23 protein-coding genes are annotated in these 23414 nt (G+C 63.9%); 9 read left to right on the top strand and 14 right to left on the bottom strand.

Annotation, left to right across the window (positions count from 1 at the left end; genetic code table 11):
- Positions 1–17: 17 nt before the first annotated feature.
- From AB4037_RS17210 to AB4037_RS17260, 11 genes are all read right to left on the bottom strand, one after another.
- The gene (locus AB4037_RS17210; RefSeq protein ID WP_441772336.1) at positions 18–1388 is read right to left on the bottom strand and encodes an FAD/NAD(P)-binding protein; all 1371 of its coding nucleotides are present in this window, start codon (positions 1386–1388) and stop codon (positions 18–20) included.
- Between the two features lie 115 nt (positions 1389–1503).
- A complete protein-coding gene (locus AB4037_RS17215; protein ID WP_149254599.1) occupies positions 1504–1953 on the bottom strand; it encodes an RrF2 family transcriptional regulator in 450 nt (149 codons plus the stop codon).
- A gap of 135 nt (positions 1954–2088) precedes the next feature.
- Positions 2089–3510 carry an LLM class flavin-dependent oxidoreductase gene (locus tag AB4037_RS17220; protein ID WP_441772337.1) on the bottom strand — a complete coding sequence of 474 codons (1422 nt, stop codon included), beginning with the start codon at positions 3508–3510 and terminating at the stop codon, positions 2089–2091.
- 100 nt (positions 3511–3610) lie between these two features.
- Positions 3611–4804 carry an FMNH2-dependent alkanesulfonate monooxygenase gene (gene ssuD / locus AB4037_RS17225; protein ID WP_434957078.1) on the bottom strand — a complete coding sequence of 398 codons (1194 nt, stop codon included), beginning with the start codon at positions 4802–4804 and terminating at the stop codon, positions 3611–3613.
- A gap of 191 nt (positions 4805–4995) precedes the next feature.
- Positions 4996–6255 carry an SfnB family sulfur acquisition oxidoreductase gene (locus tag AB4037_RS17230; protein WP_441772338.1) on the bottom strand — a complete coding sequence of 420 codons (1260 nt, stop codon included), beginning with the start codon at positions 6253–6255 and terminating at the stop codon, positions 4996–4998.
- Positions 6256–6356: 101 nt separating this feature from the next.
- On the bottom strand, positions 6357–7595 hold the full coding sequence (locus tag AB4037_RS17235) for an SfnB family sulfur acquisition oxidoreductase (protein WP_441772339.1): 1239 nt from the start codon (positions 7593–7595) through the stop codon (positions 6357–6359).
- Positions 7596–7616: 21 nt separating this feature from the next.
- The gene (locus AB4037_RS17240) at positions 7617–8126 is read right to left on the bottom strand and encodes a flavin reductase family protein (RefSeq protein ID WP_434957081.1); all 510 of its coding nucleotides are present in this window, start codon (positions 8124–8126) and stop codon (positions 7617–7619) included.
- Between the two features lie 259 nt (positions 8127–8385).
- Complete coding sequence (locus AB4037_RS17245) at positions 8386–9198, bottom strand: MetQ/NlpA family ABC transporter substrate-binding protein (RefSeq protein ID WP_441772340.1); 813 nt, start codon at positions 9196–9198, stop codon at positions 8386–8388.
- Positions 9199–9346: 148 nt separating this feature from the next.
- On the bottom strand, positions 9347–10012 hold the full coding sequence (locus AB4037_RS17250) for a methionine ABC transporter permease (protein ID WP_434957083.1): 666 nt from the start codon (positions 10010–10012) through the stop codon (positions 9347–9349).
- A complete protein-coding gene (locus tag AB4037_RS17255; RefSeq protein ID WP_441772341.1) occupies positions 10002–11105 on the bottom strand; it encodes a methionine ABC transporter ATP-binding protein in 1104 nt (367 codons plus the stop codon). The genes AB4037_RS17250 and AB4037_RS17255 overlap by 11 nt, the downstream gene beginning before the upstream one ends.
- Complete coding sequence (locus AB4037_RS17260) at positions 11102–11329, bottom strand: hypothetical protein (protein ID WP_434957085.1); 228 nt, start codon at positions 11327–11329, stop codon at positions 11102–11104. The genes AB4037_RS17255 and AB4037_RS17260 overlap by 4 nt, the downstream gene beginning before the upstream one ends.
- A 44-nt stretch (positions 11330–11373) precedes the next feature.
- Between AB4037_RS17260 and AB4037_RS17265 the strand changes: the two genes are divergently transcribed.
- Together AB4037_RS17265 and AB4037_RS17270 are read left to right on the top strand one after the other, a co-directional pair.
- Positions 11374–11583, top strand: coding sequence for a hypothetical protein (locus AB4037_RS17265; RefSeq protein ID WP_441772342.1), 210 nt, complete (start codon positions 11374–11376; stop codon positions 11581–11583).
- 697 nt (positions 11584–12280) lie between these two features.
- Positions 12281–13606, top strand: coding sequence for an NCS2 family permease (locus tag AB4037_RS17270; RefSeq protein ID WP_434959660.1), 1326 nt, complete (start codon positions 12281–12283; stop codon positions 13604–13606).
- 81 nt (positions 13607–13687) lie between these two features.
- Here the strand turns inward: AB4037_RS17270 and AB4037_RS17275 are convergent, their stop codons facing one another.
- Genes AB4037_RS17275 through AB4037_RS17285 form a run of 3 tightly spaced genes read right to left on the bottom strand, consistent with a single transcriptional unit; the run spans position 13688 to position 16271 of the window.
- Positions 13688–14533: an ATP-binding cassette domain-containing protein gene (locus AB4037_RS17275; RefSeq protein ID WP_441772343.1), complete on the bottom strand. Its 846-nt coding sequence runs from the start codon at positions 14531–14533 to the stop codon at positions 13688–13690.
- Entirely contained in the window at positions 14488–15300 is an 813-nt protein-coding gene (locus AB4037_RS17280) for an ABC transporter permease subunit (RefSeq protein WP_434957088.1), read from the bottom strand. Before AB4037_RS17280 ends, AB4037_RS17275 begins: the two co-directional genes overlap by 46 nt.
- A 14-nt stretch (positions 15301–15314) precedes the next feature.
- Positions 15315–16271 (bottom strand): sulfonate ABC transporter substrate-binding protein, encoded by a 957-nt coding sequence (locus AB4037_RS17285; RefSeq protein ID WP_441772344.1) that lies wholly within the window; start codon positions 16269–16271, stop codon positions 15315–15317.
- Between the two features lie 285 nt (positions 16272–16556).
- On the opposite strand from AB4037_RS17285, the gene AB4037_RS17290 reads away from it, so the two are divergent.
- The 7 genes from AB4037_RS17290 (at position 16557) to osmF (ending at position 23359) form a co-directional block, all read left to right on the top strand.
- Positions 16557–17600: an isopenicillin N synthase family dioxygenase gene (locus AB4037_RS17290; RefSeq protein ID WP_441772345.1), complete on the top strand. Its 1044-nt coding sequence runs from the start codon at positions 16557–16559 to the stop codon at positions 17598–17600.
- Positions 17601–17643: 43 nt separating this feature from the next.
- Entirely contained in the window at positions 17644–18975 is a 1332-nt protein-coding gene (locus tag AB4037_RS17295; RefSeq protein WP_441772346.1) for an O-acetylhomoserine aminocarboxypropyltransferase/cysteine synthase family protein, read from the top strand.
- Positions 18976–19159: 184 nt separating this feature from the next.
- Positions 19160–20179 carry an ABC transporter substrate-binding protein gene (locus AB4037_RS17300; RefSeq protein ID WP_322431304.1) on the top strand — a complete coding sequence of 340 codons (1020 nt, stop codon included), beginning with the start codon at positions 19160–19162 and terminating at the stop codon, positions 20177–20179.
- A gap of 9 nt (positions 20180–20188) precedes the next feature.
- Positions 20189–21208, top strand: a complete 1020-nt coding sequence (locus AB4037_RS17305; protein WP_441772347.1) for an ABC transporter permease — start codon at positions 20189–20191, stop codon at positions 21206–21208.
- Positions 21208–21975 (top strand): ABC transporter ATP-binding protein, encoded by a 768-nt coding sequence (locus tag AB4037_RS17310; RefSeq protein WP_434957094.1) that lies wholly within the window; start codon positions 21208–21210, stop codon positions 21973–21975. Before AB4037_RS17305 ends, AB4037_RS17310 begins: the two co-directional genes overlap by 1 nt.
- Positions 21972–22265 (top strand): hypothetical protein, encoded by a 294-nt coding sequence (locus AB4037_RS17315; RefSeq protein ID WP_434957095.1) that lies wholly within the window; start codon positions 21972–21974, stop codon positions 22263–22265. The genes AB4037_RS17310 and AB4037_RS17315 overlap by 4 nt, the downstream gene beginning before the upstream one ends.
- A gap of 218 nt (positions 22266–22483) precedes the next feature.
- Positions 22484–23359, top strand: a complete 876-nt coding sequence (gene osmF, locus AB4037_RS17320) for a glycine betaine ABC transporter substrate-binding protein OsmF (RefSeq protein WP_434959661.1) — start codon at positions 22484–22486, stop codon at positions 23357–23359.
- Positions 23360–23414 lie beyond the last annotated feature (55 nt).

The following is a 23414-nucleotide window of genomic DNA, read 5'->3' on the forward strand; positions in this document are numbered from 1 at the left end:
CAGCAAGCTGCAGATTTCTAGGACGGTGCCGTCAGCAGATGGCCCGCCAGCTTGGCCACCTGCTGGCGGATATCCGGCACGGCTACGATCTCCCAGAACGTGCCGGAGGTGATCGGTCCCACGGCAAAGAGCCGATCCGAGGGCGTGCCATCCACCCCCAGCACACCGCAGTCCAGGCCGACATCCAGGCCGAGGCCGAGGCTGTCGGGCCGCACCCTGCCATCGGCGAGCAATTGGCGCAGAATCGGGTTGTCGGTCGCCGTGACGTCAGCCGCGCGCCCGCGGCACTCGAAGACGGCATCCGCATCGATCTGCATTTCGGACGCACCAGTGCGGGCGGTGTAGCGTACCGTTACACCGCCTGCCTGCGGATCGAATCCGGTAACCCGTCCCGCCACGATGGCGAGCTGCCCTGCCCGGCGAGCTTCTTCGATCCGCGCTGCGGCGTCCGGTGCCATGCGATGACGATGGATGTCCCACCAGGCCCGGGCATGGCGCAGAAAACGTCGGCGCGCCTCCTGAGACAGGCTGCGCCACAGGGGCTGTGTATAGGGCCGCAGCCCGTCGACGATGGCACGCCAATCGCCCCCCGCTCTCTGGTGTTCAGCCACGAGCCGACGCAGCCAGCGCGTGAGATAGACGATACCCGTGCCATAGGGGATGTCGGCGGCGTCGAGGCGCAGCGGCTGGACCGGCTTGTGCGCCTGCGGGCTGAGGCCGCGCCTGGAAATCGCGGTGATCCGGCCTCGATGTCCGGCATGCAGCAGGGACAGGACCCGGTCGGCCATGGTGAGGCCGGTACCGACGATGACGACAGCGGCATCGGGGGAGAAGGCCGCCGGCCCGGCATCGAACCAGCCATCGAAACGCCAGGGGGCCGGCGACAGCCTGGGACCCTCATTGCCGGTCGCCAGAATGGCGATGTCGGCATTCAGCCTGCCGCCCCCGCTCAGATGGACGACAACGCCTTGCCCGGTTTCCGCGATGCCGACCGCCTCGTCCTGCACGATAACCAGACGCCGGCTACCCGGCCGCTGCACGAGATGCGGCGAGAGCAGATCGGCGAGGTAATCGCGATAAAGGCGCCGGGGCGCGAAGGACTGGGAGTCCGGACAATGGCTGCTGCTATGCTCGCCAACCCAGCGCCAGAAATGGTCGGGATCATCGGGATAGGCGCTCATATTGGCAGCGCGAACATTCAGGAGATGATCGGGATGGCTGGTGCCATAGGCAATGCCGGCGCCGAGCTCCCGGCTCTTCTCCACCAGGGTCACACGCAGATCCGGATGATGATGGCGCAGCAGATGGGCCGTCATCAACACGCCGCTCGCTCCGCCTCCGATGACGACGATATGCCTGGAGGAGGCGGAATGGACAGTGGGCGGCATGCTGCAAACTTCGATTAATCTAGTATTTTGATAGATCAATCACACACAGCCGACAAGGTGCTCAGCTGGTGAATTTCAAAGCAGGCCGTCTCAGACACCGATCCAGATGGGTGGATCAGATATGATACATCAAAGTCAGGTCGTCGAGATCGGCGAGCGCCCGCATCTCGGCGAGATTGCGATTGTCCAGCACGGTGGAAATCGCCTGCCGCACTTCCAGCATCATCAGACGCACCGCACACTGGTTCTCGTCGGAACAGTCGTCACAGCGCTGATAGGCCGTGCGGCTGGCGCAGGGGATCGGCGCGAGCGGCCCGTCCAGCACGCGCACGATGTGGCCGACTCGGATTTCGCTTGCGGGCCGGCCGAGAACATAGCCGCCGCCCTTGCCCTTCTTCGAATGCAGGAAGCCAGCATTCTTCAGCTCGCCCAGAATCGTATCGAGGAACTTCTTGGGAATGCCATTCTGTTCAGCGATATCGGAGACAAGACATGGCTTGCCCGGCTCTGCACCGGCCAGATGCACCATTGCCTTGAGGCCGTATTTGCCTTTTTTCGTCAGCATGCGGCCCCCGGACTGCGATTCGGAAATCCACTTCAGCCTTCTGGTAATAGCAAAAGCACTGATTTGCTACTCATGCCGTCGCCAAAGCTTGCCAAAACTAGAGCAAAGCGCGTTCAGGCGTGAACGAGCTTTGCTCTAGCTCCTTGCTTTGGACGCGTCTTTGCGATTCGACGTGCTCCCGTCCAATCGCAAAACGCTATGGCGATAAGCCGACGCCGCATGACTTTCGGGCAGCCGCGGCGAGCCGCCGAAAAGCTTCTCGCGCAAGGTTCCCTCGGCATAAACAGTCTTGTAGCGTCCCCGCCGCTGCAGCTCCGGCACCAGCAGATCGGCGACATCCGCAAAGGTCTCCGGGCGCACCGCGAAGGCGAGGTTGAAGCCGTCAATGCCGGTTTCATCGACCCAGGCTTCCAGCTCGTCAGCCACGCTGGCAGGTGAGCCGATCACCACAGGCCCGATGCCGCCGATCGCCACATGCTCGGCGACCTCGCGCACAGTCCAGCGGCGATCGGGATCGGCGCGGGTGATGTTCTCGAGCGCCGAGCGTCCGGCCTCATTCTCGACATGCTCCACGATCGCATCGCGGTCGAGTTGCGAAAAATCGACACCGGTCCAGCCCGACATCAAGGTCAAGGCTCCCTCGTGATCGGCATAGCGGCGATAATCGGCGAACTTGGCCGCTGCCTCCTCATCCGTAGGCGCCACGATCACCGTCAGCAGGGTAAAGATCAGGATATCGGCAGGGTTGCGTCCGAACCGTGCAGCGGCCTGCCGAATGGCAGCCACCCGGCCGGCGATCACCTTGCGGCTCGGCCCGGAAATGAAGACGCACTCGGCATGCCGCGCCGCGAAGCCGAGCCCCGCCGGCGAGGTTCCGGCCTGATAGAGCACGGGCGTGCGCTGTGGCGAAGGTTCGCTCAGATGCACGGCATCGATGCGAAAATGCGGTCCGTCATGCTGGACTTTGCGCACCCGCCCAGGATCGGCGAAGACCCCGCTCTGCGCATCCGCAACCACGGCATCGTCAGCCCAGCTTCCTTCCCACAGCTTGTAGACCGCAGCCATATAGTCCTCGGCGATGGCATAGCGGTCGTCATGCGCTGTCTGCTTGTCCTTGCCGGCACCGCGGGCCGCACTATCGAGATAGCCGGTGACGATGTTCCAGCCGATGCGCCCCTCCGTGAGATGGTCGAGCGTCGACATGCGGCGCGCAAAACCATAGGGCGGCTCGTAGCTGAGATTGACGGTGACGCCGAAACCCAGATGCCGCGTCACCGCCGCCATGGCCGGCACGAGCAGCAGGGGATCGTTCACCGGGATCTGCGTGGCGTGGCGCAGGGCCGCTTCGCCATTGCCGCCATAGACGTCGTAGACACCCAGGACGTCGGCCAGGAACAATCCATCGAACAGGCCCCGTTCCAAGATGCGGGCGAGATCGAGCCAATAATCGAGCCGGTTATAGGCGCGCGAACGATCGCGGGGATGGCGCCACAACCCGGGGGACTGATGCGCGACGCAGTTCATCTCGAAGGCATTGAAACGGATGGGTTTGGACATCACTCGGTGTGCCGGTCTTCAGACCGGCAATCCTTGTTGGAAGAAGATTGATGCCGGTCTCGCTCCATCACTTGATGGAGCTGAAAAGACCGGCACACCATTATCCTGCTGCCGCCTTACGATTGGAAGGCGCCACGACATTGGCGATGACCTCGCCGAAGGGGCCGGCATTGCGGGCGGGCCCAAGATCGTTGCCGGTGGTCTTCTTCAGGGGAAGCTTGGGGAAGACCAGTTCGGCGAAGCGATAGCATTCCTCCAGATGCGGATAACCGGAGAGAATGAAGCGGTCGATGCCGAGCGCCATATATTCCTTCATGCGCTCGGCCACCTCGTCGGGATTGCCGACCAGGGCGGTGCCGGCCCCGCCGCGGACCAGGCCGACACCGGCCCACAGATTGGGGCTGATCTCCAGCTTGTCACGCGACCCACCATGCAAGGCCCGCATACGGCTCTGCCCCACCGAATCCATGCGTGCGAACACCTTCTGGGCCGTGGCGATGGTCTCGTCGTCGAGCTTAGAAATCAAGGCATCCGCCGCCTGCCAGGCCTCGGCCGAGGTTTCGCGCACGATCACATGCAGGCGGATGCCGAAGGTGAGCGTGCGGCCATATTTGGCGGCGACCGCCTTGGCATTGGCGATCTTCTCGGCGACCTGCTGGGGCGGCTCGCCCCAGGTCAAGTAGACGTCGACATGCTTGCCGGCGACCTCGTTACCCGCTTCCGACGATCCACCGAAATAGAGCGGCGGATAGGGCTGGCTCACCGGAGGATAGAGCAGCACACCATCTTCGATGCGCAGATGCTTGCCCTCGCGAGTGATCTTGCCGCCCTGCAGGAGGTCGCGCCAGATATCGAGGAATTCGTCGGTGACCTCGTAGCGCTCCTTATGGTCGAGGAAGACGCCGTCCCCCTTCAGCTCCACCGGATCACCGCCGGTGACGACATTGATGAGCAGCCGCCCGTCGGAGAGCCGGTCGAGCGTCGCCGCCGAGCGCGCCGCGAAGGCCGGCGTGGTCAGGCCGGGACGGATCGCCACCAGGAAGCGCAGGCGCTTGGTCAGCGGCACCATGGCCGAGGCGATGACCCAGCTGTCCTCGCAGGAACGGCCGGTGGGCAGCAGCACGCCGAAATAGCCGAGTTCGTCGGCGGCCTTGGCAATCTGAGAGAGGTAGCCGAGCGAGACATGCCGCGCGCCCTCCTCGCTGCCGAGATAGCGCCCGTCGCCATGGGTCGGCAGGAACCAGAGCACATCGGTTTCCTGGGCGGGCGGGGGCAGGTCGAGATCATAGGGCATGGTAAAGTCTCTGGTCGTATATTGGAGGGTCGATCTCCAGATCGACCGTCTCGGAAACGTAGGACGAGATGGGGCGCGAAGACGGTCGATCTGGAGATCGACCCTCCATGCTCCCGGCGCCTTCGGCGGTTAAGTCAGCGCTTATGGAGGTCGGGCCAATTCGGTTCGCGTGTTCATGAACGGGCTTTTGCTTAGATGGCGCCGTGGCGCGGCGGATTGATGCCGTTAAGCCAGTAGTCGCCGATGGCGCGGTATTTCCAGCGCACGGGATCGTGAACGGTGTGGGTGCGGGCGTTGCGCCAGAAACGGTCGAAGCCGAACTGGGTCTGGGTGGCGCGCGAACCGGCGAATTCGATCAGCTTGCTGCCGGCGAGCAGCGAAGCCTCGGTGGAGGCAACCTTGGCCTCGGCGACGGCTATCGAGGCGGCCGCGACCGTCTCCACCGTGGGATCGGCCACGGCGATGTCGGAAAAGCGCCCGGCCCGCTCCAGCAGCGCATCGGAGGCGGCCACACGGATCTTCACCTCGCCAATGCCGGCGATCGTATAGGGATCCTCATAGCCATGATCGAGGCCGCTGTCCTTCCAGGGACGGGCATGCTTCTTCACGAAGCTCAGCGTCTCGGCGAGCGCGGCCCGCGCGATACCGGCCTCGACGGCAGCGTGCATGATCTGCGCCACCGGCCCCATCGAGGTCGGCCGGTCGAAGACCGCCTTCAACGAAATCACCGAGAAGGGATGCACCTCGACATTATCGAGCGTGGTCGTGCCCGAGCCGGTTACCCGCTGGCCGAAGCCGGCCCAATCGTCGATGACATCGAGCCCCGGTGTCGACCGCGGCACGAAGGAGATGGTCGAACGCCCCTCATCGTCATTGGCCACCACGGCCACCCAATGGGCGAACAGGGCACCGGTGCAATAGAATTTGCGCCCATTGAGGCGCAGCACCGGCCCGTCTTTGCTGAGGCGGGTGTTGTGGTCCTGGGCCGTCTTGGTGCCGATCTCGGACAGGGCATTGCCGATGCGCTCGCCAGCCAGGATGCGGCCATAGAAGAAGCGCTTCTGCTCCTCGCTGCCTTCCAGGCGCAGGGCATGCAGGATGAAGAAGTGGTTCTGCGGAATCTGGCCGATCGAACCATCCGCCGCGGAGAGAAGCGCAATCACCTCCGCCAGAGTGCCGGATGATACCTCGGCGCCGCCATAGGCCTTCGGCACGGTGATGGCGAGCAGGCCGGCATCGGACAGCCAGTCGAGTTCCTCATAGGGCAGGCGCCGCTCGCGATCCCGTTCGATCGCGGTCTCGGCGATGCGGGCCGCGACCTTGCGCGCGGCAGCGAGTGCCTCGGCGTCATCCTTGATGATATGGGCCTTGCCGGCCCGCAAGGGCGGTGCCTTGAACGCAACCAGGCGCTCAGGTGGGGTATCGGCGGTCAGGGCGGCGGCAGTGGGCATGATTTAGTCCTATTCCGGGTGCGCGGGCGTCTCGCCCGCTCTTCCTTCCGGCTTATTCGATGTTTCCAAGGACGGGCGAGACGCCCGCGCACCCGGAGAAATCAACTCCAGGGGTGGCGCGGCGGGCTCACGCCGTTCAGGGCGTGATTGCCGACATGGAAGAATTTCCAGCGTACCGGATCATGCAGCGTGTGGGTGCGGGCATTGCGCCAATGCCGGTCCAGATTGTACTGGCCCAGGGTCGAGCGCGTACCGCCGAGTTCGTGCAGCTTGTTGGTGGCGAGGATGGCGATCTCGGTGGTCAGCACCTTGGCCTCGGCAACCGCGACGGCAGCCGCCGTCACGCCCTCCTCGGTCGGCTGCTCCACGATCGCGTCGACAGCCCGCCCGGCCTTCTCCAGCAGGGCCTCGGCGGCATGCAGCTTGATCTTGAGATCGCCGATCTGGGCGATGGTGAAGACATCCTCATAACCGTGCTCCTGGCCGCTATCGATCCAGGGCCGAACGTTGTTGCGCACGAACTTGATGGTCTCCTCGATAGTGCCGCGCGCAATGCCGGCATCGACGGCGGCCTGGATGATCTGGGAGACCGCCCCGTTGGTCGAGGGATTCTCGCCGCCGAGATAGGCCGGTATGACGCCCTCGGGGCCAACCCGGACATTGTCGATGCGGACATTGCCGCTCGCCGTGGTGCGCTGCCCGAAACTCGACCAATTGTCGATGATATCAAGGCCTTCGGCATCGCGGGGCACGATGGCCAGATGCACCTTGCCGGCGGGATCGACGGCGCCGATATGGATGTAATGCGCGAACAGCGCTCCGGTGGCGTAGAACTTCTCGCCCTTGACCCGGTAGCCGTCACCATCGGGCGTGAGCGTGGTCTCGAAGGCACCGACATGCTTGGACTTGGCCTCGGAGAAGGCGTTGCCGAGCCGGTAGCCCGAGAGCACGCGGTCGAACCATAATTTCTTCTGCTCTTCCGACGCGGTGGCCCTGATAACGTCCACGGCGGCGAGATGGTTCTGCGGGATCTGGCCGATGGAAGGATCCGCCGCCGAGATCAGCTTGATCACCTCCGTCAGCGTCACCCAGGAGACGCCGGCACCGCCATATGATTTGGGAATGGTTATTCCCCAAAGGCCGCTCTTGGAGAAACGGTCGAGTTCCACCGCCGGCAGAAGCCGTTCGCGATCGCGCAGCGCCGCCTCGGCCGCGAATTCCGCCGCCAGAGTCGTGGCAATCTCGATCGCCTCGGCATCGGACGTGATGACATGGGCCTTAGGCTGGAGATCGAATTGAGGTGGCTCGGAGGTGAGCGGCGGCGCAACGGAAATGGTCATGGTGATCCCGGTCTTCTTGAATCAGGCAGGATGGAAGCCGCCATAGCCGCCCTGGGCATAGACGAGCGGCCTGCCATCGGCGGTGCGAATACCGCGTACGGCACCGATGATGATGGAATGGCTGTGGCGGTCGATGAACTCCTCGACCTCGCAATCGACGGAGGCGAGCGCGCCCTCCAGCGCCAGGGCGCCGGTGAAGAGGCGGTTCCAGCCGGCGTTTTCGTACCGGGCCACCCCCTTGATGCCGCCCCGCCCCGCAAAGCGATCGGCGACGTGGCGCTGGTGGTCGGCCAGGATGTTCACGCAATAATGGCCATAGCGGCGGATGACGGGCCAGGCCGAGGCATCGCGGTTGACGCAGATGATCATGGTCGGTGGCTCGACCGACAGCGACACGGCCGACGTCGCCGTGAGGCCGGTACGCTCGTCCCCCTCGCCCGCGGTGATGACGCTGACGCCGCCAGCCACCAGCCGCATGGCGTCGCGCAGATTCGGTGCCGTAACCGGCGGCAGCTTCACGGCGATATTCATGTTCGTATCCGTCATCTGAAAGAAGCAGTGGAGGCCTCGCCTCCCCTTTCGCTGGCACCCAACGGCGCATCGTGGGCGGATGGTGCAACAGCAACAATCTTATGTCTATAGATTTTATAGAATTTATGGCCAAAAAAAATTCGAGAGCTTCTACTCTCGCCTGGGGCCCGCCCCGCTTGCAGCCGATGACGATCATCGGGCTGAGTGCGGTCCGGAAGTGGGTGCGCCGACCGTCAGCCGGCGCACCCCTGAAACGATCTTACCAGGCCGGCTGGATCGCGCCCTTGAAGTTGGCGTTGATGAAATCGGCCACTTCCTGATTCTGGTAGGAGGCGACCAGCTTCTTGAAGATCGGCTTACCCTTGTCGGCTTCGCGCACGGCGATGAAGTTGCCATACGGATTGTTGGTGCGGCTCTCTTGGATCAGCGCATCCTTGGCCGGCGTCAGGCCGGCGCCGAGGGCGTAGTTGGTGTTGATCACCGCGCCGTCGAGATCGGGCAGCAGATTGGCGAGCTGCGAGGCCTCGATCTCCTTGAATTCCACCTTCTTGGGATTGTCGGTGACGTCGAGCACGCTCGGCACCTGGCCATCGGCGGTCTTCAGCTTGATCAGGCCATTGGCCTCAAGGAGCTTGAGGGCGCGGCCGCCATTGGAGGGATCATTGGGAATGCCGATGACGGCGCCTTCCTTCAGGTCGGCGAAGGCCTTCAGCTTCTTCGAATAGAGGGCGATCGGCTGCACCAGCGTATAGCCGATCGGCACGATCTTGTAGCCGCGGGCCGCGATCTGGCTATCGAGATAGGGCTTGTGCTGGAAGGCGTTGGCATCGAGATCGCCCTTCTCCAGCGCCTCGTTGGGAATGGCGTAGTCGGAGAAGGAAACCAGTTCGATGTCGAGCCCATCCTTGGCGGCGACCTTCTTGGCCACCTCCCAGATGCGCTCCTCGTCGCCACCCATGACGCCGAGCTTGAGCTTGTCGGCAGCAAAGGCCGCACCGGCGGGAGCGAGGGCAAAGACCAGGGCCAGGGCAGCACCGGCGAGGCGGCGGCGCGTCAATGTGTAGGCGGACATGGGAGTCTTTCCTGTTTTAGATAGACGTTGAATCATGTCGAGAGGCACTGGAAATGACTCTCGGTTCCGTCTCGCAAATCACTGCGTTTACCCAATAATTTGCGAGGTGTTCAGGTCTCGGATGCCTCGGCATCTGCGAGACTTGATATCAGTCCTGTCGCACGCGCTTGTTGAGTTTCCGAGCGGCCAGGTCACCCGCCGACTGCACGCCCTGCACGAGCAGGATGAGGATGACCACCACCGCCCCCATCACTTCGGGCATGAAGCGCTGATAGCCATAGCGGATGGCGACATCCCCCAGGCCACCGCCACCGACTACGCCGGCCATGGCCGAATAGCCGATCAGGCTGACCGTGGTGAGGGTGAGGCCAAGCACGAGCCCCGGCAGGGCCTCGGGAAACAGCACCTTGCGGATGATCTGGAACGGCGTGGCCCCGAAGGAGCGCGCCGCCTCGATCAGCCCGGCATCGACTTCGCGAATGGCGCTTTCCACGATACGGGCGATGAAGGGAGCGACCGCGATCGTCAACGGCACGATCACGCCTTTCAGGCCGATCGAACTGCCGACCACGAAACGCGTGAACGGAATGATCGCGACAATGAGAATGATGAAGGGCACCGAGCGCACGGCATTCACGATGGCACCGAGCACGGCATTGGCCTTGGGTGAGGCCAGCAACTCGCCACGCCGGCTGGTGGCCAGGAAGATGCCGAGGGGCAAGCCGAAAAGCGTACCGAACAGGATGGAGACACCCACCATGATCAGGGAATCGCCGGTGGCATCGCGAATGACTCTGAGGATTTCAGGCGACATAGCCAATCACCTCCCCTTGCAGATTGAGCCTCTCCACCGCCGCGACCACGGCAAGCCGGGTTGCCTCGTCGCCTGGCACCGAAACCAGCAGTGCCCCGAAGGGCTCGCCACCGATCGTATCGATGCGACCGGCCAGGATATTGATGTCGATGCCGAGAATGGTGGTGAGACGGCTGACCACCGGCGCTGTAGCATGCGAGCCGGTGAAGGTGATGCGCAGCACCGCGTGGCTGCCCGGGCTCGGCTGGTCGGCGAGGCGCCGGGCCAGATCGGCCGGCAATTCGACACCGGTGACACCGCGCACGAAACTGGCCGTGGTGGCATGGCGCGGCTGGGTCAACACCTCGAAGGCGCGCCCCGTCTCGATCAGCTTGCCGGCCTCGAGCACGGCAACCCGATGGCAGATCTCCTTGATCACCGACATTTCATGCGTGATCAGTACGATGGTGACGCCGAGGCGCTGGTTGATATCGGCGAGCAGGGCCAGGATGGAGGCTGTCGTCTCCGGGTCGAGCGCCGAAGTCACCTCGTCGCCAAGCAGGATCTTGGGCCGGGTCGCCAAGGCGCGGGCGATGCCGACGCGCTGCTTCTGGCCGCCCGACAGCTCCGCCGGATAACGGTTGCGCTTGTCTGCCAGCCCGACCAGATCGAGCAGCGGTTCGACGCGCTCCCGGATCTCGGCGGCGGCAATACCGGCCACTTCCAGGGGAAGCGCCACATTCTCGAAGACTGTGCGCGAGGACAAAAGATTGAAGTGCTGGAACACCATGCCGATGGACCGGCGGACCGGGCGCAACTGGCTTTCGCTGAGGGCATCGACCTCGATGCGGTCGACGACGACGCGGCCGTTGGTCGGCCGCTCCAGCCCGTTGATCAGCCGCAGCAGTGTCGATTTGCCGGCACCACTGCGCCCGATCACGCCGAAGATTTCGCCGCGCGGAATCTCCAGGCTGAGATCGTCGAGCGCGAACACGGCAGAACTGCCCTTGCGCGCGGCGAAGGAACGCGACACGCGTTCGAAGCGCACGATCGGTTCGACTGCCTCCACCTCACCAGGCAAGGTCAGGCTTTCCACTCTCACAGGTGCGTTCACGCCACCAACTCCTCCATGAGGGAGTGCAGGCGCCTGGCAACCTGGCCAGAGAGATAACGTTCGGCATCACGCGGACCCACGAAGGTCATGCCGTCGAAACGGCTGAAGCGCCGGCTCGCAGCATGAAACGCAAAGCGGCGCGCCTGGGGTTCGCGCACCACGATGCCGACAGCGGCACCGGAGATCTCAATAACATAGGATTCGGAATTGGAGGGATGAGACATGATAAGGCCGCCACTTGGTGGCGCTCCGGAAAGACAGGGAATGCATGCGTTCAGACCAGCTTCAACAACAACAGCTGCAACACATCTTTCCGTCTGGCTTTTTGATACCTGTCCCGCTGATCGCGATCATGGGTCACTTCCTGTTTGGAGCCCACGACATCAGCCGTGGCGCTTTAGCGTTTGATGACGCGGCGCAAGCTGCACGCTCAAATGCCCGCGATCGACTCCCTGAGAAGCCGATGACACAAAAATAAATAGTCCACAAAATTAGTCAACTGTTGTTCGTGGATTTTTTTGGTCTCCACGAACTTCGTTTGTTCCCTCCATAGACACTGACTTGCATGAACTCAATGTGCCGTAATGATCGGACAAAAAGACGGTCTGCCAGTCAGTAACTCATCGGACCAATGGCCAACCCCACAGGCACGCTGTATAGTGAGCGTAATTTCAGGCTGTATGCCAGCAAGGCCGCTGCGCAAGGTGGATGAGAGCCCAGCGCAGCCCCGTGCAAGGCGGATCGAGAACGGCGCTCATCCCCGAAGGCCTCTGCAAGTCGCGCGGAAACCCTCCACTTCCCTCCCCCTTCTCTTACAAATAATTGCGAAAGACCTTCCAGCTTAGCCGGCTGTTGAAAGCCTTGTGTCTCTAGGCAAAGCAACGGAGAAAGGAATGGTTTGAAGCTGGTATCTTGCCGCGTCGAACGAATGGCAGCCACCATCCCCTGGTGGGAAGAACAATCCGGCGGGCGCCACAGCTGATGTTTTCGGGTCGGAACATGGTTCCCGCCCGAAAGCACCAGCAAAAAACTTGAGAAGACGCAGCAATTTCTGGTCTCATCCTTTGGGTTGAAGCAGAAATGCTGCTTAGGGAGTCATAACGCTCGGCAGAGGCCAGCCCCGAACAGGCGATCGAGATCGCTTTACAGGGATGGCCAGACGCGCGACCAAGGTCATGCGCGTGCCGCAAGAGAGGAAGCAAACCGTGCTGGACGCGTTTTTCAAACTGAAGGAACAGGGCACCTCGGTGCGGACGGAGGTGATCGCCGGCATCACCACCTTCCTCACCATGGCCTATATCATCTTCGTCAATCCGGAGATCCTGTCGACCACCGGCATGGACCGCAATGCGGTCTTCGTCGCGACCTGCCTGGCCGCGGCCCTCGGCTCGCTGATCATGGGCTTGGTCGCCCGCTGGCCGATCGGCATGGCGCCGGGCATGGGCCTGAACGCCTTCTTCGCCTTCACCGTCGTCGGCACCATGGGCTTCACCTGGCAGCAGGCGCTGGGCGCGGTGTTCATCTCCGGCTGTATCTTCCTGGTCCTGACCGTCACCGGCGTGCGCAGCTGGTTGATCGCCGGCATTCCGCACTCGATGCGATCGGCCATCGCGGCCGGTATCGGCCTGTTCCTCGGCATCATCGCCCTCAAGAGCTCGGGCATCGTGGTCGCCAGTCCCGCCACACTGGTTACCCTGGGCTCGCTCAAGGAGACCGGCACGCTGCTGGCCATCCTCGGCTTCTTCATCATCGCGGCGCTCGACGTACTCAAGGTTCGCGGCGCCATCCTGATCGGCATTCTCGTCATCACCGCGCTTTCGATCGCACTCGGCGTCAGCAAGTTCGGCGGCGTCATCTCCATGCCGCCCTCCATCCTGCCGACCTTCCTGCAGCTCGACCTGGTCGGCGCCATGCATGCGGGCCTGGTGCATGTCATCCTGGTATTCGTGCTGGTCGAGGTGTTCGACGCCACCGGCACGCTGATCGGCGTTGCCAAGCGCGCCGGCCTGATCCAGCCCGACAAGCCCAACCGCCTCGGCCGCGCTCTGCTGGCCGACAGCTCCGCCATTCTCGCGGGCTCGCTGCTGGGTACCTCCTCAACCACCGCCTATGTTGAAAGCGTGTCCGGCGTGCAGGCTGGCGGGCGCAGCGGCCTCACCGCCATCGTCATCGCCATCCTGTTCCTGGCCGCGCTGTTCTTCTCGCCGCTCGCCGGTTCCGTGCCTGTTTACGCCACTGCGCCCGCTCTGCTCTACGTGGCCTGCCTGATGATGCGCGAACTGCTCGAAGTGGAGTGGGACGACATCACCGAGGCCGCTCCGGCCGCGCTGACCGCGCTGATGATGCCCTTCACCTATTCGATCGCCAACGGCCTCGCCTTCGGCTTCATCAGCTATTGCGCTCTCAAGACCCTCACCGGCCGGCCGGGCCAGGTGCATCTCGCCACCTGGCTGGTCGCCGCGCTGTTCGTCGTCCGCTTCGCCTTCTTCGCGGGCGGTTGAGCCTCCGATCCTCGGACATGGCACAAGCAAGAAGGCCAGGGCAGCATGCTTGCCCTGGCCTTTTTCATATCGGCAGAAAGATCAAACGTAGGACAGCACGCGGCTCGCCAGCTTGGCCGTCCGCTCGTCATCGCGACGCGGGCGCGGCAGGTCGATGGCCAGGTCAAGCGCCACGGCGCCTTCGCGCAGCACGATCACCCGATCCGCCAGCGCTACCGCTTCCGACACGTCGTGCGTGATGAGGATGGCGGTGAAGCCGTGCTCGCGCCAGATCCGCGACAGCAATTGATGCATCTCCACCCGCGTCATGGCGTCGAGCGCGCCGAAGGGCTCGTCGAGCAGCAGGATGTCGGGCCGGCTGACCAAGGCGCGCGCCAGCGCGACACGCTGCCTCTGGCCGCCCGACAACACGCTCGGCCATTCATTGGCCCGATCCCCCAGCCCCACCTCGTCGAGGGCAGCTTGGGCCAGGCCGCGCCAGCTCGGACCGCGGGCGATGCCGACATTGCCGATCACGCGCTGCCAGGGCAGCAGCCGCGCGTCCTGGAACATCAGACGGGCTCCGGCATGTGCGCCTCGCGCGGCCGTTCCGCCGATCTCCACCTCGCCGGCGCTGGGACGGTCGAGGCCGGCAATGAGACGCAAAAGCGTGGATTTGCCGCCGCCCGAACGCCCGACGACGGCGACGAACTCGCCCGGCTTGATGGTGAGATTGAGCCTGTCGAGCACGACGCGGTGATCGAAGGCTTTGGATGCCCCTTTCAGCTCGATCGCCAATCCCTTGGGTTTGGGGGACGGCGCGACGAAATTCGACGGCGCCAGGCTGTTGCGGGTCAATTCGGGAGTGAAATAGCCGTCTTCGACATGTAGCAGAGCGTGGGTCAAGCTAGTGCCTCCCGGCGGGGTCGCGCATAGGTGGGATGCCATTGCAGGGCGGCCTGTTCGAGCAGCTTCACCAGCGTGTCGGAGAGCTTGCCGAGCACGGCATAGATGATCACGCCGAGCAGGATGACGTCCGTCTGCAGGAATTCGCGGGCATTCATGGTCATGTAGCCGATGCCCGATGAAGCGGAGATGGTCTCAGCCACGATCAGCGTCAGCCACATGATGCCAAGGCCGTAGCGCAGGCCCACGAAGACCGACGGCAGGGCGCCTGGCAGGATCACCCGCCAGAATCGCGCCACCGGGCCCAGGCCGTAGACACGAGCCATCTCGGTGAGATGCGGATCGATGGTGCGGATGCCGTGATAGGTATTGATGTAGACGGGAAAGAGCACGCCGAGGACGACCAGGAAGATCTTGGCGCTCTCGCCGATGCCGAACCAAAGGATCACCAGCGGAATGATGGCAAGGTGCGGCACGTTGCGCAGCATCTGCAGGGTGGAGTCGAGCAAGAGCTCGGCCGGGCGCCAAACGCCATTGGCGACGCCGAGCGCGAAACCGATGAGGCCGCCAATGGCAAGGCCCTGCAATGCGCGTCCGGCGCTGACGCCGACATTGTGCAGGAGGCTGCCATCCTGGAGTGTCTGCCAGAAGGCGAGCGCCACCGCACTCGGTGCCGAGAGCACCCGCGCCTGCAGCCAGCCGAGATCGGCGGCAAGCTCCCAGCCGGCCAGCAGCAGCACGGGCAGCAGCCAAGGAATCAATCGTCTAATCAGGCGCTGGGTCAGCCCATTGATGCGTTGCGATGCCATCGGTCCCTCCCCGCTCAGAGCGTCACGCCGGGACGTAGCGCGTCGGCGATCTTGATCGCCTTCGGGATGAGGCCGAGCTTATGGAAGGTGTCGGCAATCTGCTGCTGGGCAGCCACCGTCTCGGCAGTGATCGGCTGCACGTTCCAGGACTGCCGGCCGAGCGCCAGCTTGAGCACCGGCGCGGGAATGCCGACGGCGGGGGCGAGTTCCTTCGCCGCCTCGTCGACATGGTCCTTGGCCCATTGGTCGATCTCATTGATGGCGGCCAGGACGGCGTCGATCGCGGCCGGATTGGCCTCGGTGAAGGAGCGTTCACCCAGATAGAATTGCCGGTTGGCGACCAGTCCCTCGCCATTGGCGAGCTGGCGCGCTTCGACGGCGATCTCGGCCGCCGCCTGGAAGGGGTCCCAGATCACCCAGGCATCGATGTCGCCATGCTCGAAAGCGGCTCGTGCGTCGGAAGGCGTCAGGAACACGGTCTGAATGTCGCCATAGGCCAGACCCGCCTTCTCCAGCGCCTTGACCAGAAGATAGTGAACGTTCGATCCCTTGTTGAGCCCGACCTTCTTGCCCTTCAGCTCCGCCATCGATTGCAGCGGGCTATCCTTGCGCACCAGGATCGCCTCGCTGAGGGGGGCAGCCGGTTCGTTGGCGACATAGACCAGGGGTGCGCCAGCGGCCTGGGCAAAGATCGGCGGAGCCTCACCGGTGATGCCGAAATCGAGCGCACCGACATTCAGGGCTTCCAGCAATTGCGGCCCACCGGGAAACTCCGTCCAGGTCACGCCGAAGCCGAGCGGCTCGAGCTTGCGTTCCAGATTCCCGCGCGCCTTGAGCAGCAGGAAGGTGCCGTATTTCTGATAGCCGACGCGCACCGTCTTCGCCGCGGCGCGCGCGGGTCCAAGGGCGGCGGTCACGGCAAGTGCGGGCGCGGCGGCAAGCAGGAAGCGGCGGGTCCAGAGCGCGGTCATCAGGTCATCCTTAGGCATATCGGCCTCTATAATCCCAATAGTTGATAGATTTAGTCAATAATTAATTTCCCGCCCCGGCTGCATGGAATTTGGCCTGCAATCCGGCCTCTTCTTCCAGTGCGGATCGTTCACGATCTGATTCCGTTCTGGTACCTAACTCTCTGGCCGAAAGGCGTTATTTCGGCAGTCCGTCGTTATAATTCTATATAGTCTATAAAATCAGTTGACTTATAAATACCGCCATGGTCGATTTCACACAGAGATTCAACCAGACGGTCCAACGCCATGACGACTTCAGCCGAAAGCCTGCCTATCCTCGATTTCCGCTGGTTCGAGGCCGGGCCGGCGGAGCGCAAGGCCTTCCTGGAGGACCTGCGCGAGGCAGCCCGCGGCCCCGGCTTCTTCTACCTGACCGGTCACGGCATTCCCCAGCAGCTGATCGGTGACGTGCTGCGCCTGTCACGTCGCTTCTTCGACCTGCCCGAACAGGACAAGCTGGCGATCGAGATGATCAAGTCGCCGCATTTCCGCGGCTATAACCGGGCCGGTTTCGAGCATACGCGCGGCAAGCCGGACTGGCGCGAGCAGGTCGACATCGGCGCCGAGAAGAGGGCCCGTCCCCTCGACCCCGCAACCCCGGCCTGGCACCGCCTGCAAGGTCCCAATCAATGGCCCGCAGCCCTGCCCGAATTGCAGCTCATCACGCTGCGCTATCTCAGTGAAATCACCCAGCTCGGCGTTCGTGTCCTCAGTGCCTTCGCGCTTGCCTTGGGCCAGAAGGCTGATGCCTTCGAGCCGATCTACACACCCGAACCCAACCAGCTCCTCAAGATCGTGCGCTATCCCGGCCGCGAGGCCAGCGAGGGCGACCAGGGCGTCGGTGCCCACAAGGATTCGGGTTTCCTCACGCTGCTGCTGCAGGATGTGCAGGGTGGCCTGCAGGTCGAGGGAGAGCATGGCTGGATCGAGGCACCGCCCATTCCCGGCACTTTCGTCGTCAATATCGGCGAGATCCTTGAACTGGCTTCGAACGGCTATCTGCGCGCCAACATCCATCGCGTCGTCTCGCCGCCCGCCGGAACCGACCGCCTGTCGGTGCCCTTCTTCCTCGGCGCCAATCTCGAAGCCGAAGTACCGTTGCTGACACTTGCACCGGAACTCGCAGCCGAAGCACGCGGCTTGACGCAGGACCCGCTCAATCCGCTCTTCCGCGAGGCCGGACGCAACTATCTCAAGAGCCGCCTGCGCTCTCACCCCGACGTCGCCCGCCGCCACCATTCCGACCTGATCGATACCAGCAAAACCGCACAGGTCGCGTCCGCCTACTGAACCGAAACTACTGACCTCAAGCCCCTCCTCCGGAGCCATTCGCATGACCACCGACTCCCGGCATTTCGAAACCCTCGCTCTGCATGGCGGCAGCTATCGCGCCGATCCGGCCACCGGTGCGGTGGCGGTGCCGATCTATCAGACCACCTCCTACCAGTTCCAGGATACCGGCCACGCCGCGCGCCTCTTCGCGCTCGAGGAGCTCGGGAACATCTATACGCGCGTGCAGAACCCGACGACCGACGCGCTGGAACAGCGCATTGCCGCCCTCGAGGGCGGCGCGGCCGCCCTGGCTGTCTCGTCGGGGCAGACGGCCTCGGCCTATTCGATCCTCAACCTCGCCCAGGCCGGCGACAATATCGTCTCGTCCACCGACCTCTATGGCGGCACCTGGACCCTGTTTGCTTCGACCCTCAAGCAGTTCGGCGTCGAGGTCCGCTTCGTCGATCCCTCCGATCCGGAGAATTTCCGCCGGGCGAGCGACGACAAGACCCGCGCCTTCTATGCCGAGACGCTGCCCAATCCCAAGCTGCAGGTGCTGGCAATCCGCGAGATCGCCGACATCGGCCGCTCGATCGGCATTCCCCTCATCGTCGACAATACCGCCGCGCCGCTGATCGCCCGCCCGCTCGAACATGGCGCAGCCGTCGTGGTCTATTCGGCGACCAAATACATCGGCGGCCATGGCACCTCCATCGGCGGGCTGATCGTCGATGGCGGCAATTTCCCCTGGGAAGACCATGCCGAACGCTTCCCGCTGCTGACCCAGCCGGACGAGGCCTATCACGGCGCCATCTGGACCGAGGCCGCCAAGCCGCTCGGGCCGATCGCCTATGTTCTGCGCGTGCGGGTGAAGCTCCTGCGCGACGTCGGCGCGGCCCTGTCGCCCTTCAACGCCTTCCAGCTGCTGCAGGGGCTGGAAACCCTGCCGCTGCGCCTGCGCCAGCACAATGAGAACGCCATCAAGGTGGCGGACTTCCTCGCCAAGCACCCAGGCGTCAGCCATGTCATCTTCCCCGGCCTGCAGTCGGACGAGAACCGCCGTCGCGCCGAGGCCTATCTCAAGGGTGGCTATGGCGCCCTGGTCGGCTTCGAGCTCAAGGGCGGTGTCGAGGCCGGCAAGCGCTTCATCGACGCACTCAAATTGCTCTACCACGTCGCCAATATCGGCGATGCCCGCTCGCTCGCCATCCACCCGGCCTCGACCACCCATCAGCAGCTGACGCCGGAAGACCAGCTCGCCACCGGGGTGACGCCCGGCTATGTGCGCCTGTCCATCGGCATCGAGCACCCGGACGACATCATCGCCGACCTGACCCAGGCCCTGGCCACTGCCGAAGACGAGCACGACGCCGCGGAACGTAAGGCGGCCTAAAACATCGCTCGAGAATAGCGCCTGTCATCCCCGGCCGAGCCTCACAAGCTTGCTTGTGAGTGCGAGGGGAAGGGGGTCCAGGAACTGAAGGGCTCGACTGATGGCCCCTGGATCCCCTTCCCTCGCTTCGCTCGCCGGGGATGACACAGTCTTTTCACCGCCCAGCCGTCCACGGATGAAACCCATGTCCAAACTTCCCACTTTCTCGCGCCGCAGGGCGCTCAAACTGGCCGGAACGGCCGGTGCCCTCGCCTCCCTCGGCGCCGTCGGCGGCCGGATCTTCTCGCCCGCCATCGCGGCGCCAGCGCCCAAGATCCGCCTGGCCTGGACGGAGGTGGCTGCCTGCCACTCGCCGCTCGGCTTCGGCGTGGCCAAGGGCATCTACGCCAAGCACAATCTCGACGTCGAGTTGTTCTACCAGGGCGCCAGCGGCCAGACGCTGATCCAGGCTCTCGCCACCGGCAAGGCCGATGCCGGCGCCGGCCTGATCGGAGACTGGCTGAAGCCCCTGGAGCAAGGTTTCGACGTCAAGCTCTTCGTCGGCTCCCATGGCGGCTGCCAGCGCCTGCTCACACGCAAGGATTCCGGCATCAAGACGCTGGCGGACGCCAAGGGCAAGACCATCGCCACCTATGGCATCGGCGCTCCGCCCCAGGTCGCTTTCCAGGTCAGCTTCGCCAAGGCCGGGCTCGATCCGGAAACCGACGTGACCTGGAAGGCCGTGCCCTTCGATCTCGTCGGCGAGACGCTGAACCGAGGCGATGTCGATCTTGCCGCCCATCTCGATCCCTGGGCCTGGGCCATCGAGAAGCAATTCGGCTTCACCAAGATCGCCGACACCCAGACCGGTTATTACGAGAACCACACCTGCTGCGTCCTCGGCGCCAACGGCCCCTTCCTGGAAGCGAACAAGGATGCGCTGCGTCGCCTCGCCGAGGCGAATATCGAGATCCATGAATATACCGCCAACCATCCCGACGAGGTGGCGCAATGGTATTTCGAAACGCTCAAGCCCGCCGGCCTGACGACCGCTCAGCTCACCGAAATCCTGGGAACGCTGGTCTACCACAACCATCCGATCGGCCAGCCGCTGATCGACCAGATCCGCCTGGCGGCTGAAGATCTCAAGCTGGTCAAAGTGCTCGATCCCACCACCGATCCCAAGGAGTTCGCCGAGCGGATCACCATCAACCTGCTCGCCTGAGGCCTTGTCATGAGCGATACCCTGCGCGCGCCCAACTCCGGAGTCCTCAAGGCGAGGCCGCCTTCACAGGCTTCCCTGCAGGCCCTCTGGAACGGCGTGTGGAAGCATGGGCTGCTTGCCTCGGCCGCTCTGGCGGCCACTGCGGGCATCACGATCGGCTTGCCCGACGTGGTCCCCTGGGGCAGCGCTGGTCTGTTCGCCGCCCTTACCGGCACGGCGGCGCTGGTCTTCCTGGCCCTAGCCTTTGCCGTGCACCGTCTTGGCGGGCTGGGACGCACGCTGCTGTATTACGGTCCCTGGTTCGCTGCCATCGGCGTCTGGCTGGCGCTGTGGGAACTCTCGACAGCCAAGACCGGCTGGCTGCCCAAGCCGTTCTTCTCGCCTCCGCATGGCCTGCTCCATGTCTACGTCACCGAGAGCCAGCGCCTTCTGATCTGCATCGCCTATTCGCTGCGCCTATGGTCCGCCGGCTTCTTCTGCGGCATCGCCGTCGGCTATGGGCTCGGCATTGCGCTGGGCTGGTCGAAGCGCTTCAGCTATTGGGGCATGCCGATCCTCAAGCTGATCGGCCCGGTTCCGGCCACGGCCTGGATCCCCTGCACCTTCTATTTCTTCCCCAATACCTTCGATGCCAGCGTGTTCATCGTGGCGCTGGCGTCCGGCATTCCCGTCGCCATCCTGACGGCCTCCGGCGTCGCCTCGGTCAACCGGGCCTATTACGACGTCAGCCGCATCTTTGGCGCCAAGAGCTGGTACCTGATCCGCAACATCGCCATTCCCGCCTCCCTGCCACATGTCTTCGTTGGCCTGTTCATGGGCCTCTATTACTCATTCGCAGTCCTGGTGGTCGCCGAGATGCTCGGCGCCAAATACGGGCTCGGCTGGTACATCCAGTTCCAGACCGCCTATTCGGGCTATGCCAACGTCTACGCAACGCTGCTGATCATGTCCGTCATCTGCGCCGGTATCGTGAAGCTGCTCTTCGTGCTGCGCGATCGCCTCCTCACCTGGCAGAAGGGCTTCATCTGATGGCTGTCTCCGGCCACAGCATCGGCATCGACGTCCACGGCGTCAGCCATCATTTCGATCTCTCGGGCGCGGAACTGCCCGTACTGGATGGCATCGATCTCAAGGTCGCGCCCGGCGAATTCGTCGCCCTGCTCGGTCCCTCGGGGTGTGGCAAGTCCACCCTTCTTCGCCTGATCGCAGGATTGGAGCCCCCCGCCACCGGCACGATCCTGGCCGACGGCAAGGCGGTCGGGGCACCCGATCCCTCCCGCATCCTGGTCTTCCAGGACCCGACCTTGTTTCCCTGGCTCACCGTCCGCAAGAATGTCGCGGCCGGGCTGGAGGCGCGCGGCGTGCTCGCCCGTCAGCGCCATCGCATAGGCCATGCCTTGTCTCTGGTCGGGCTCGAGCGCTTCGCCGATGCCTATCCCCACCAGCTTTCGGGCGGCATGGCCCAACGAGCCTCGCTCGCAAGGGCCCTGGTGCACGACCCCGCCCTGCTGCTGCTCGACGAGCCGCTGGGCAAGCTCGATTCCCTGACGCGCCTCGCCCTGCAGGACGAGTTGGTGTCGCTATGGCAGCGCACGGGCTTCACGGCGTTGCTCGTGACCCATGACGTCGAAGAGGCGCTGCTGCTCGCGTCGCGCGTTATCGTGTTCTCCGACCGGCCCGCGCGGATCAAGGCGGAATTTCCTATCGACAAGCCCTATCCCCGCCATCGCGACGACGTGGACTTGGTGCATCTGCGCCGGGAAATTCTGGCGGCGCTGGGATTGGTCCTTTCATGAGCGTCCTGCCCTTATATCCGCGCATTCTCCTCATCCTGGGAGTAGCCATCGTCACCCTGTCCCTGCTCTGGTGGTGGATTACCTACAGGGATGTGATCGGCTACAATTATCTGTCGCTTCCCGATGCCGGGCTTTGCCTTGTCAGCAACAGCGATATTTGCCAGCTTGCGAAATCGCTGTGTCGCGGCACCCACCCTCTGGCGATTGTGGCCTATTGGTCGGCCAGCCTGTGGATCGGTGTCGCGGCGCTCTGCGCCAGCCTCGCGACGGGGACGGCACGAGACGCCTGAACAAAGACTGCCGGTACGAGTTCCGGAGTCGGATCAACAAGATACGGGGCCTCGCTCAACTTCAGAATCTGAATCATCGACCGTCGGCACAACCCTTCCAGCTTCCGGCGTCGTTCAAAGGACACCAAGAGGATCACAAGATGCCATTCTCGCTCCCCCTCCGCTCCCTCATCGGCAAGCGGGCGGCCCGGCTGACATCCGCGGCGGCTGCCGTCGCCATGATGGCGACCGCCGGCATGGCCCAGGCCGCCGACGTCACCGTCGCCTCCAAGATCGATACCGAAGGCAATCTGCTCGGAAACCTGATCGTGCAGGTGCTGGAATCCCACGGCCTGTCGGTCAATAACCGGGTCGGGCTCGGCACCACGCCGATCGTGCGCAAGGCGCTGGTCGCGGGTGATATCGACCTCTATCCCGAATATACCGGCAATGCCGGCTTCTTCTTCAACAAGGCCGATGACGGCCTGTGGAAGGATGCGGCCAAGGGCTATGCCGAGGCCAAGAAGCTCGACTACGACGCCAACAAGCTGGTGTGGCTCGATCCGGCCCCCGCCAACAACACCTGGGCCATCGCCATCCGCAAGGATGTGGCTGACACCAACAAGCTGAAATCGCTCGACGATTTCGGTAAATTTGTCACCGGCGGCGGCAAGGTGAAGCTGATTGCCTCGGCCGAGTTCGTCAACAGTGCCGGCGCCCTGCCCGCCTTCCAGACCACCTATGGCTTCAAGCTCTCGTCCGACCAGCTCGTGGTGCTTTCGGGCGGCGACACCGCCTCCACCATCAAGGCGGCGGCCGAGCAGACGGACGGCGTCAACACCGCCATGGTCTATGGCACGGATGGCGGTATCGCCGCGGGCAACCTCGTGGTGCTCGACGACGACAAATCGGTCCAGCCCGTCTATGCGCCGACCCCGGTCATCCGCGAATCCGTACTCAAGGCCCATCCCGAGATCGCTGAATGGCTGAAGCCGGTCTTCGCCAGCCTCGACCTCACCACGCTGCAGGAGCTCAACGGCCGCATCCAGGTCGACGGCGAGGCGGCAAAGGACGTGGCAACCGACTATCTCAAGAAGAAGGGTCTGGTGAAGTGAGTGCAGGCGCCGGGGAGGTTCAAGCCGACAACGGTGCTTTCCCGGCGCCGCCCGC

Origin of the sequence: Labrys sp. KB_33_2 (assembly GCF_052114505.1) — a bacterium.
GTDB lineage: Bacteria > Pseudomonadota > Alphaproteobacteria > Rhizobiales > Labraceae > Labrys.

Coding starts and splice junctions, on each gene's coding strand:
- AB4037_RS17210 (WP_441772336.1), bottom strand. CDS start 1,388: ATGCCGCCCACTGTCCATTCCGCCTCCTCCAGGCATATCGTCGTCATC.
- AB4037_RS17215 (WP_149254599.1), bottom strand. CDS start 1,953: ATGCTGACGAAAAAAGGCAAATACGGCCTCAAGGCAATGGTGCATCTG.
- AB4037_RS17220 (WP_441772337.1), bottom strand. CDS start 3,510: ATGTCCAAACCCATCCGTTTCAATGCCTTCGAGATGAACTGCGTCGCG.
- ssuD (WP_434957078.1), bottom strand. CDS start 4,804: ATGCCCTATGATCTCGACCTGCCCCCGCCCGCCCAGGAAACCGATGTG.
- AB4037_RS17230 (WP_441772338.1), bottom strand. CDS start 6,255: ATGCCCACTGCCGCCGCCCTGACCGCCGATACCCCACCTGAGCGCCTG.
- AB4037_RS17235 (WP_441772339.1), bottom strand. CDS start 7,595: ATGACCATTTCCGTTGCGCCGCCGCTCACCTCCGAGCCACCTCAATTC.
- AB4037_RS17240 (WP_434957081.1), bottom strand. CDS start 8,126: ATGAATATCGCCGTGAAGCTGCCGCCGGTTACGGCACCGAATCTGCGC.
- AB4037_RS17245 (WP_441772340.1), bottom strand. CDS start 9,198: ATGTCCGCCTACACATTGACGCGCCGCCGCCTCGCCGGTGCTGCCCTG.
- AB4037_RS17250 (WP_434957083.1), bottom strand. CDS start 10,012: ATGTCGCCTGAAATCCTCAGAGTCATTCGCGATGCCACCGGCGATTCC.
- AB4037_RS17260 (WP_434957085.1), bottom strand. CDS start 11,329: ATGTCTCATCCCTCCAATTCCGAATCCTATGTTATTGAGATCTCCGGT.
- AB4037_RS17265 (WP_441772342.1), top strand. CDS start 11,374: ATGCGTTCAGACCAGCTTCAACAACAACAGCTGCAACACATCTTTCCG.
- AB4037_RS17270 (WP_434959660.1), top strand. CDS start 12,281: ATGCGCGTGCCGCAAGAGAGGAAGCAAACCGTGCTGGACGCGTTTTTC.
- AB4037_RS17275 (WP_441772343.1), bottom strand. CDS start 14,533: ATGGCATCCCACCTATGCGCGACCCCGCCGGGAGGCACTAGCTTGACC.
- AB4037_RS17280 (WP_434957088.1), bottom strand. CDS start 15,300: ATGGCATCGCAACGCATCAATGGGCTGACCCAGCGCCTGATTAGACGA.
- AB4037_RS17285 (WP_441772344.1), bottom strand. CDS start 16,271: ATGACCGCGCTCTGGACCCGCCGCTTCCTGCTTGCCGCCGCGCCCGCA.
- AB4037_RS17290 (WP_441772345.1), top strand. CDS start 16,557: ATGACGACTTCAGCCGAAAGCCTGCCTATCCTCGATTTCCGCTGGTTC.
- AB4037_RS17295 (WP_441772346.1), top strand. CDS start 17,644: ATGACCACCGACTCCCGGCATTTCGAAACCCTCGCTCTGCATGGCGGC.
- AB4037_RS17300 (WP_322431304.1), top strand. CDS start 19,160: ATGTCCAAACTTCCCACTTTCTCGCGCCGCAGGGCGCTCAAACTGGCC.
- AB4037_RS17305 (WP_441772347.1), top strand. CDS start 20,189: ATGAGCGATACCCTGCGCGCGCCCAACTCCGGAGTCCTCAAGGCGAGG.
- AB4037_RS17310 (WP_434957094.1), top strand. CDS start 21,208: ATGGCTGTCTCCGGCCACAGCATCGGCATCGACGTCCACGGCGTCAGC.
- AB4037_RS17315 (WP_434957095.1), top strand. CDS start 21,972: ATGAGCGTCCTGCCCTTATATCCGCGCATTCTCCTCATCCTGGGAGTA.
- osmF (WP_434959661.1), top strand. CDS start 22,484: ATGATGGCGACCGCCGGCATGGCCCAGGCCGCCGACGTCACCGTCGCC.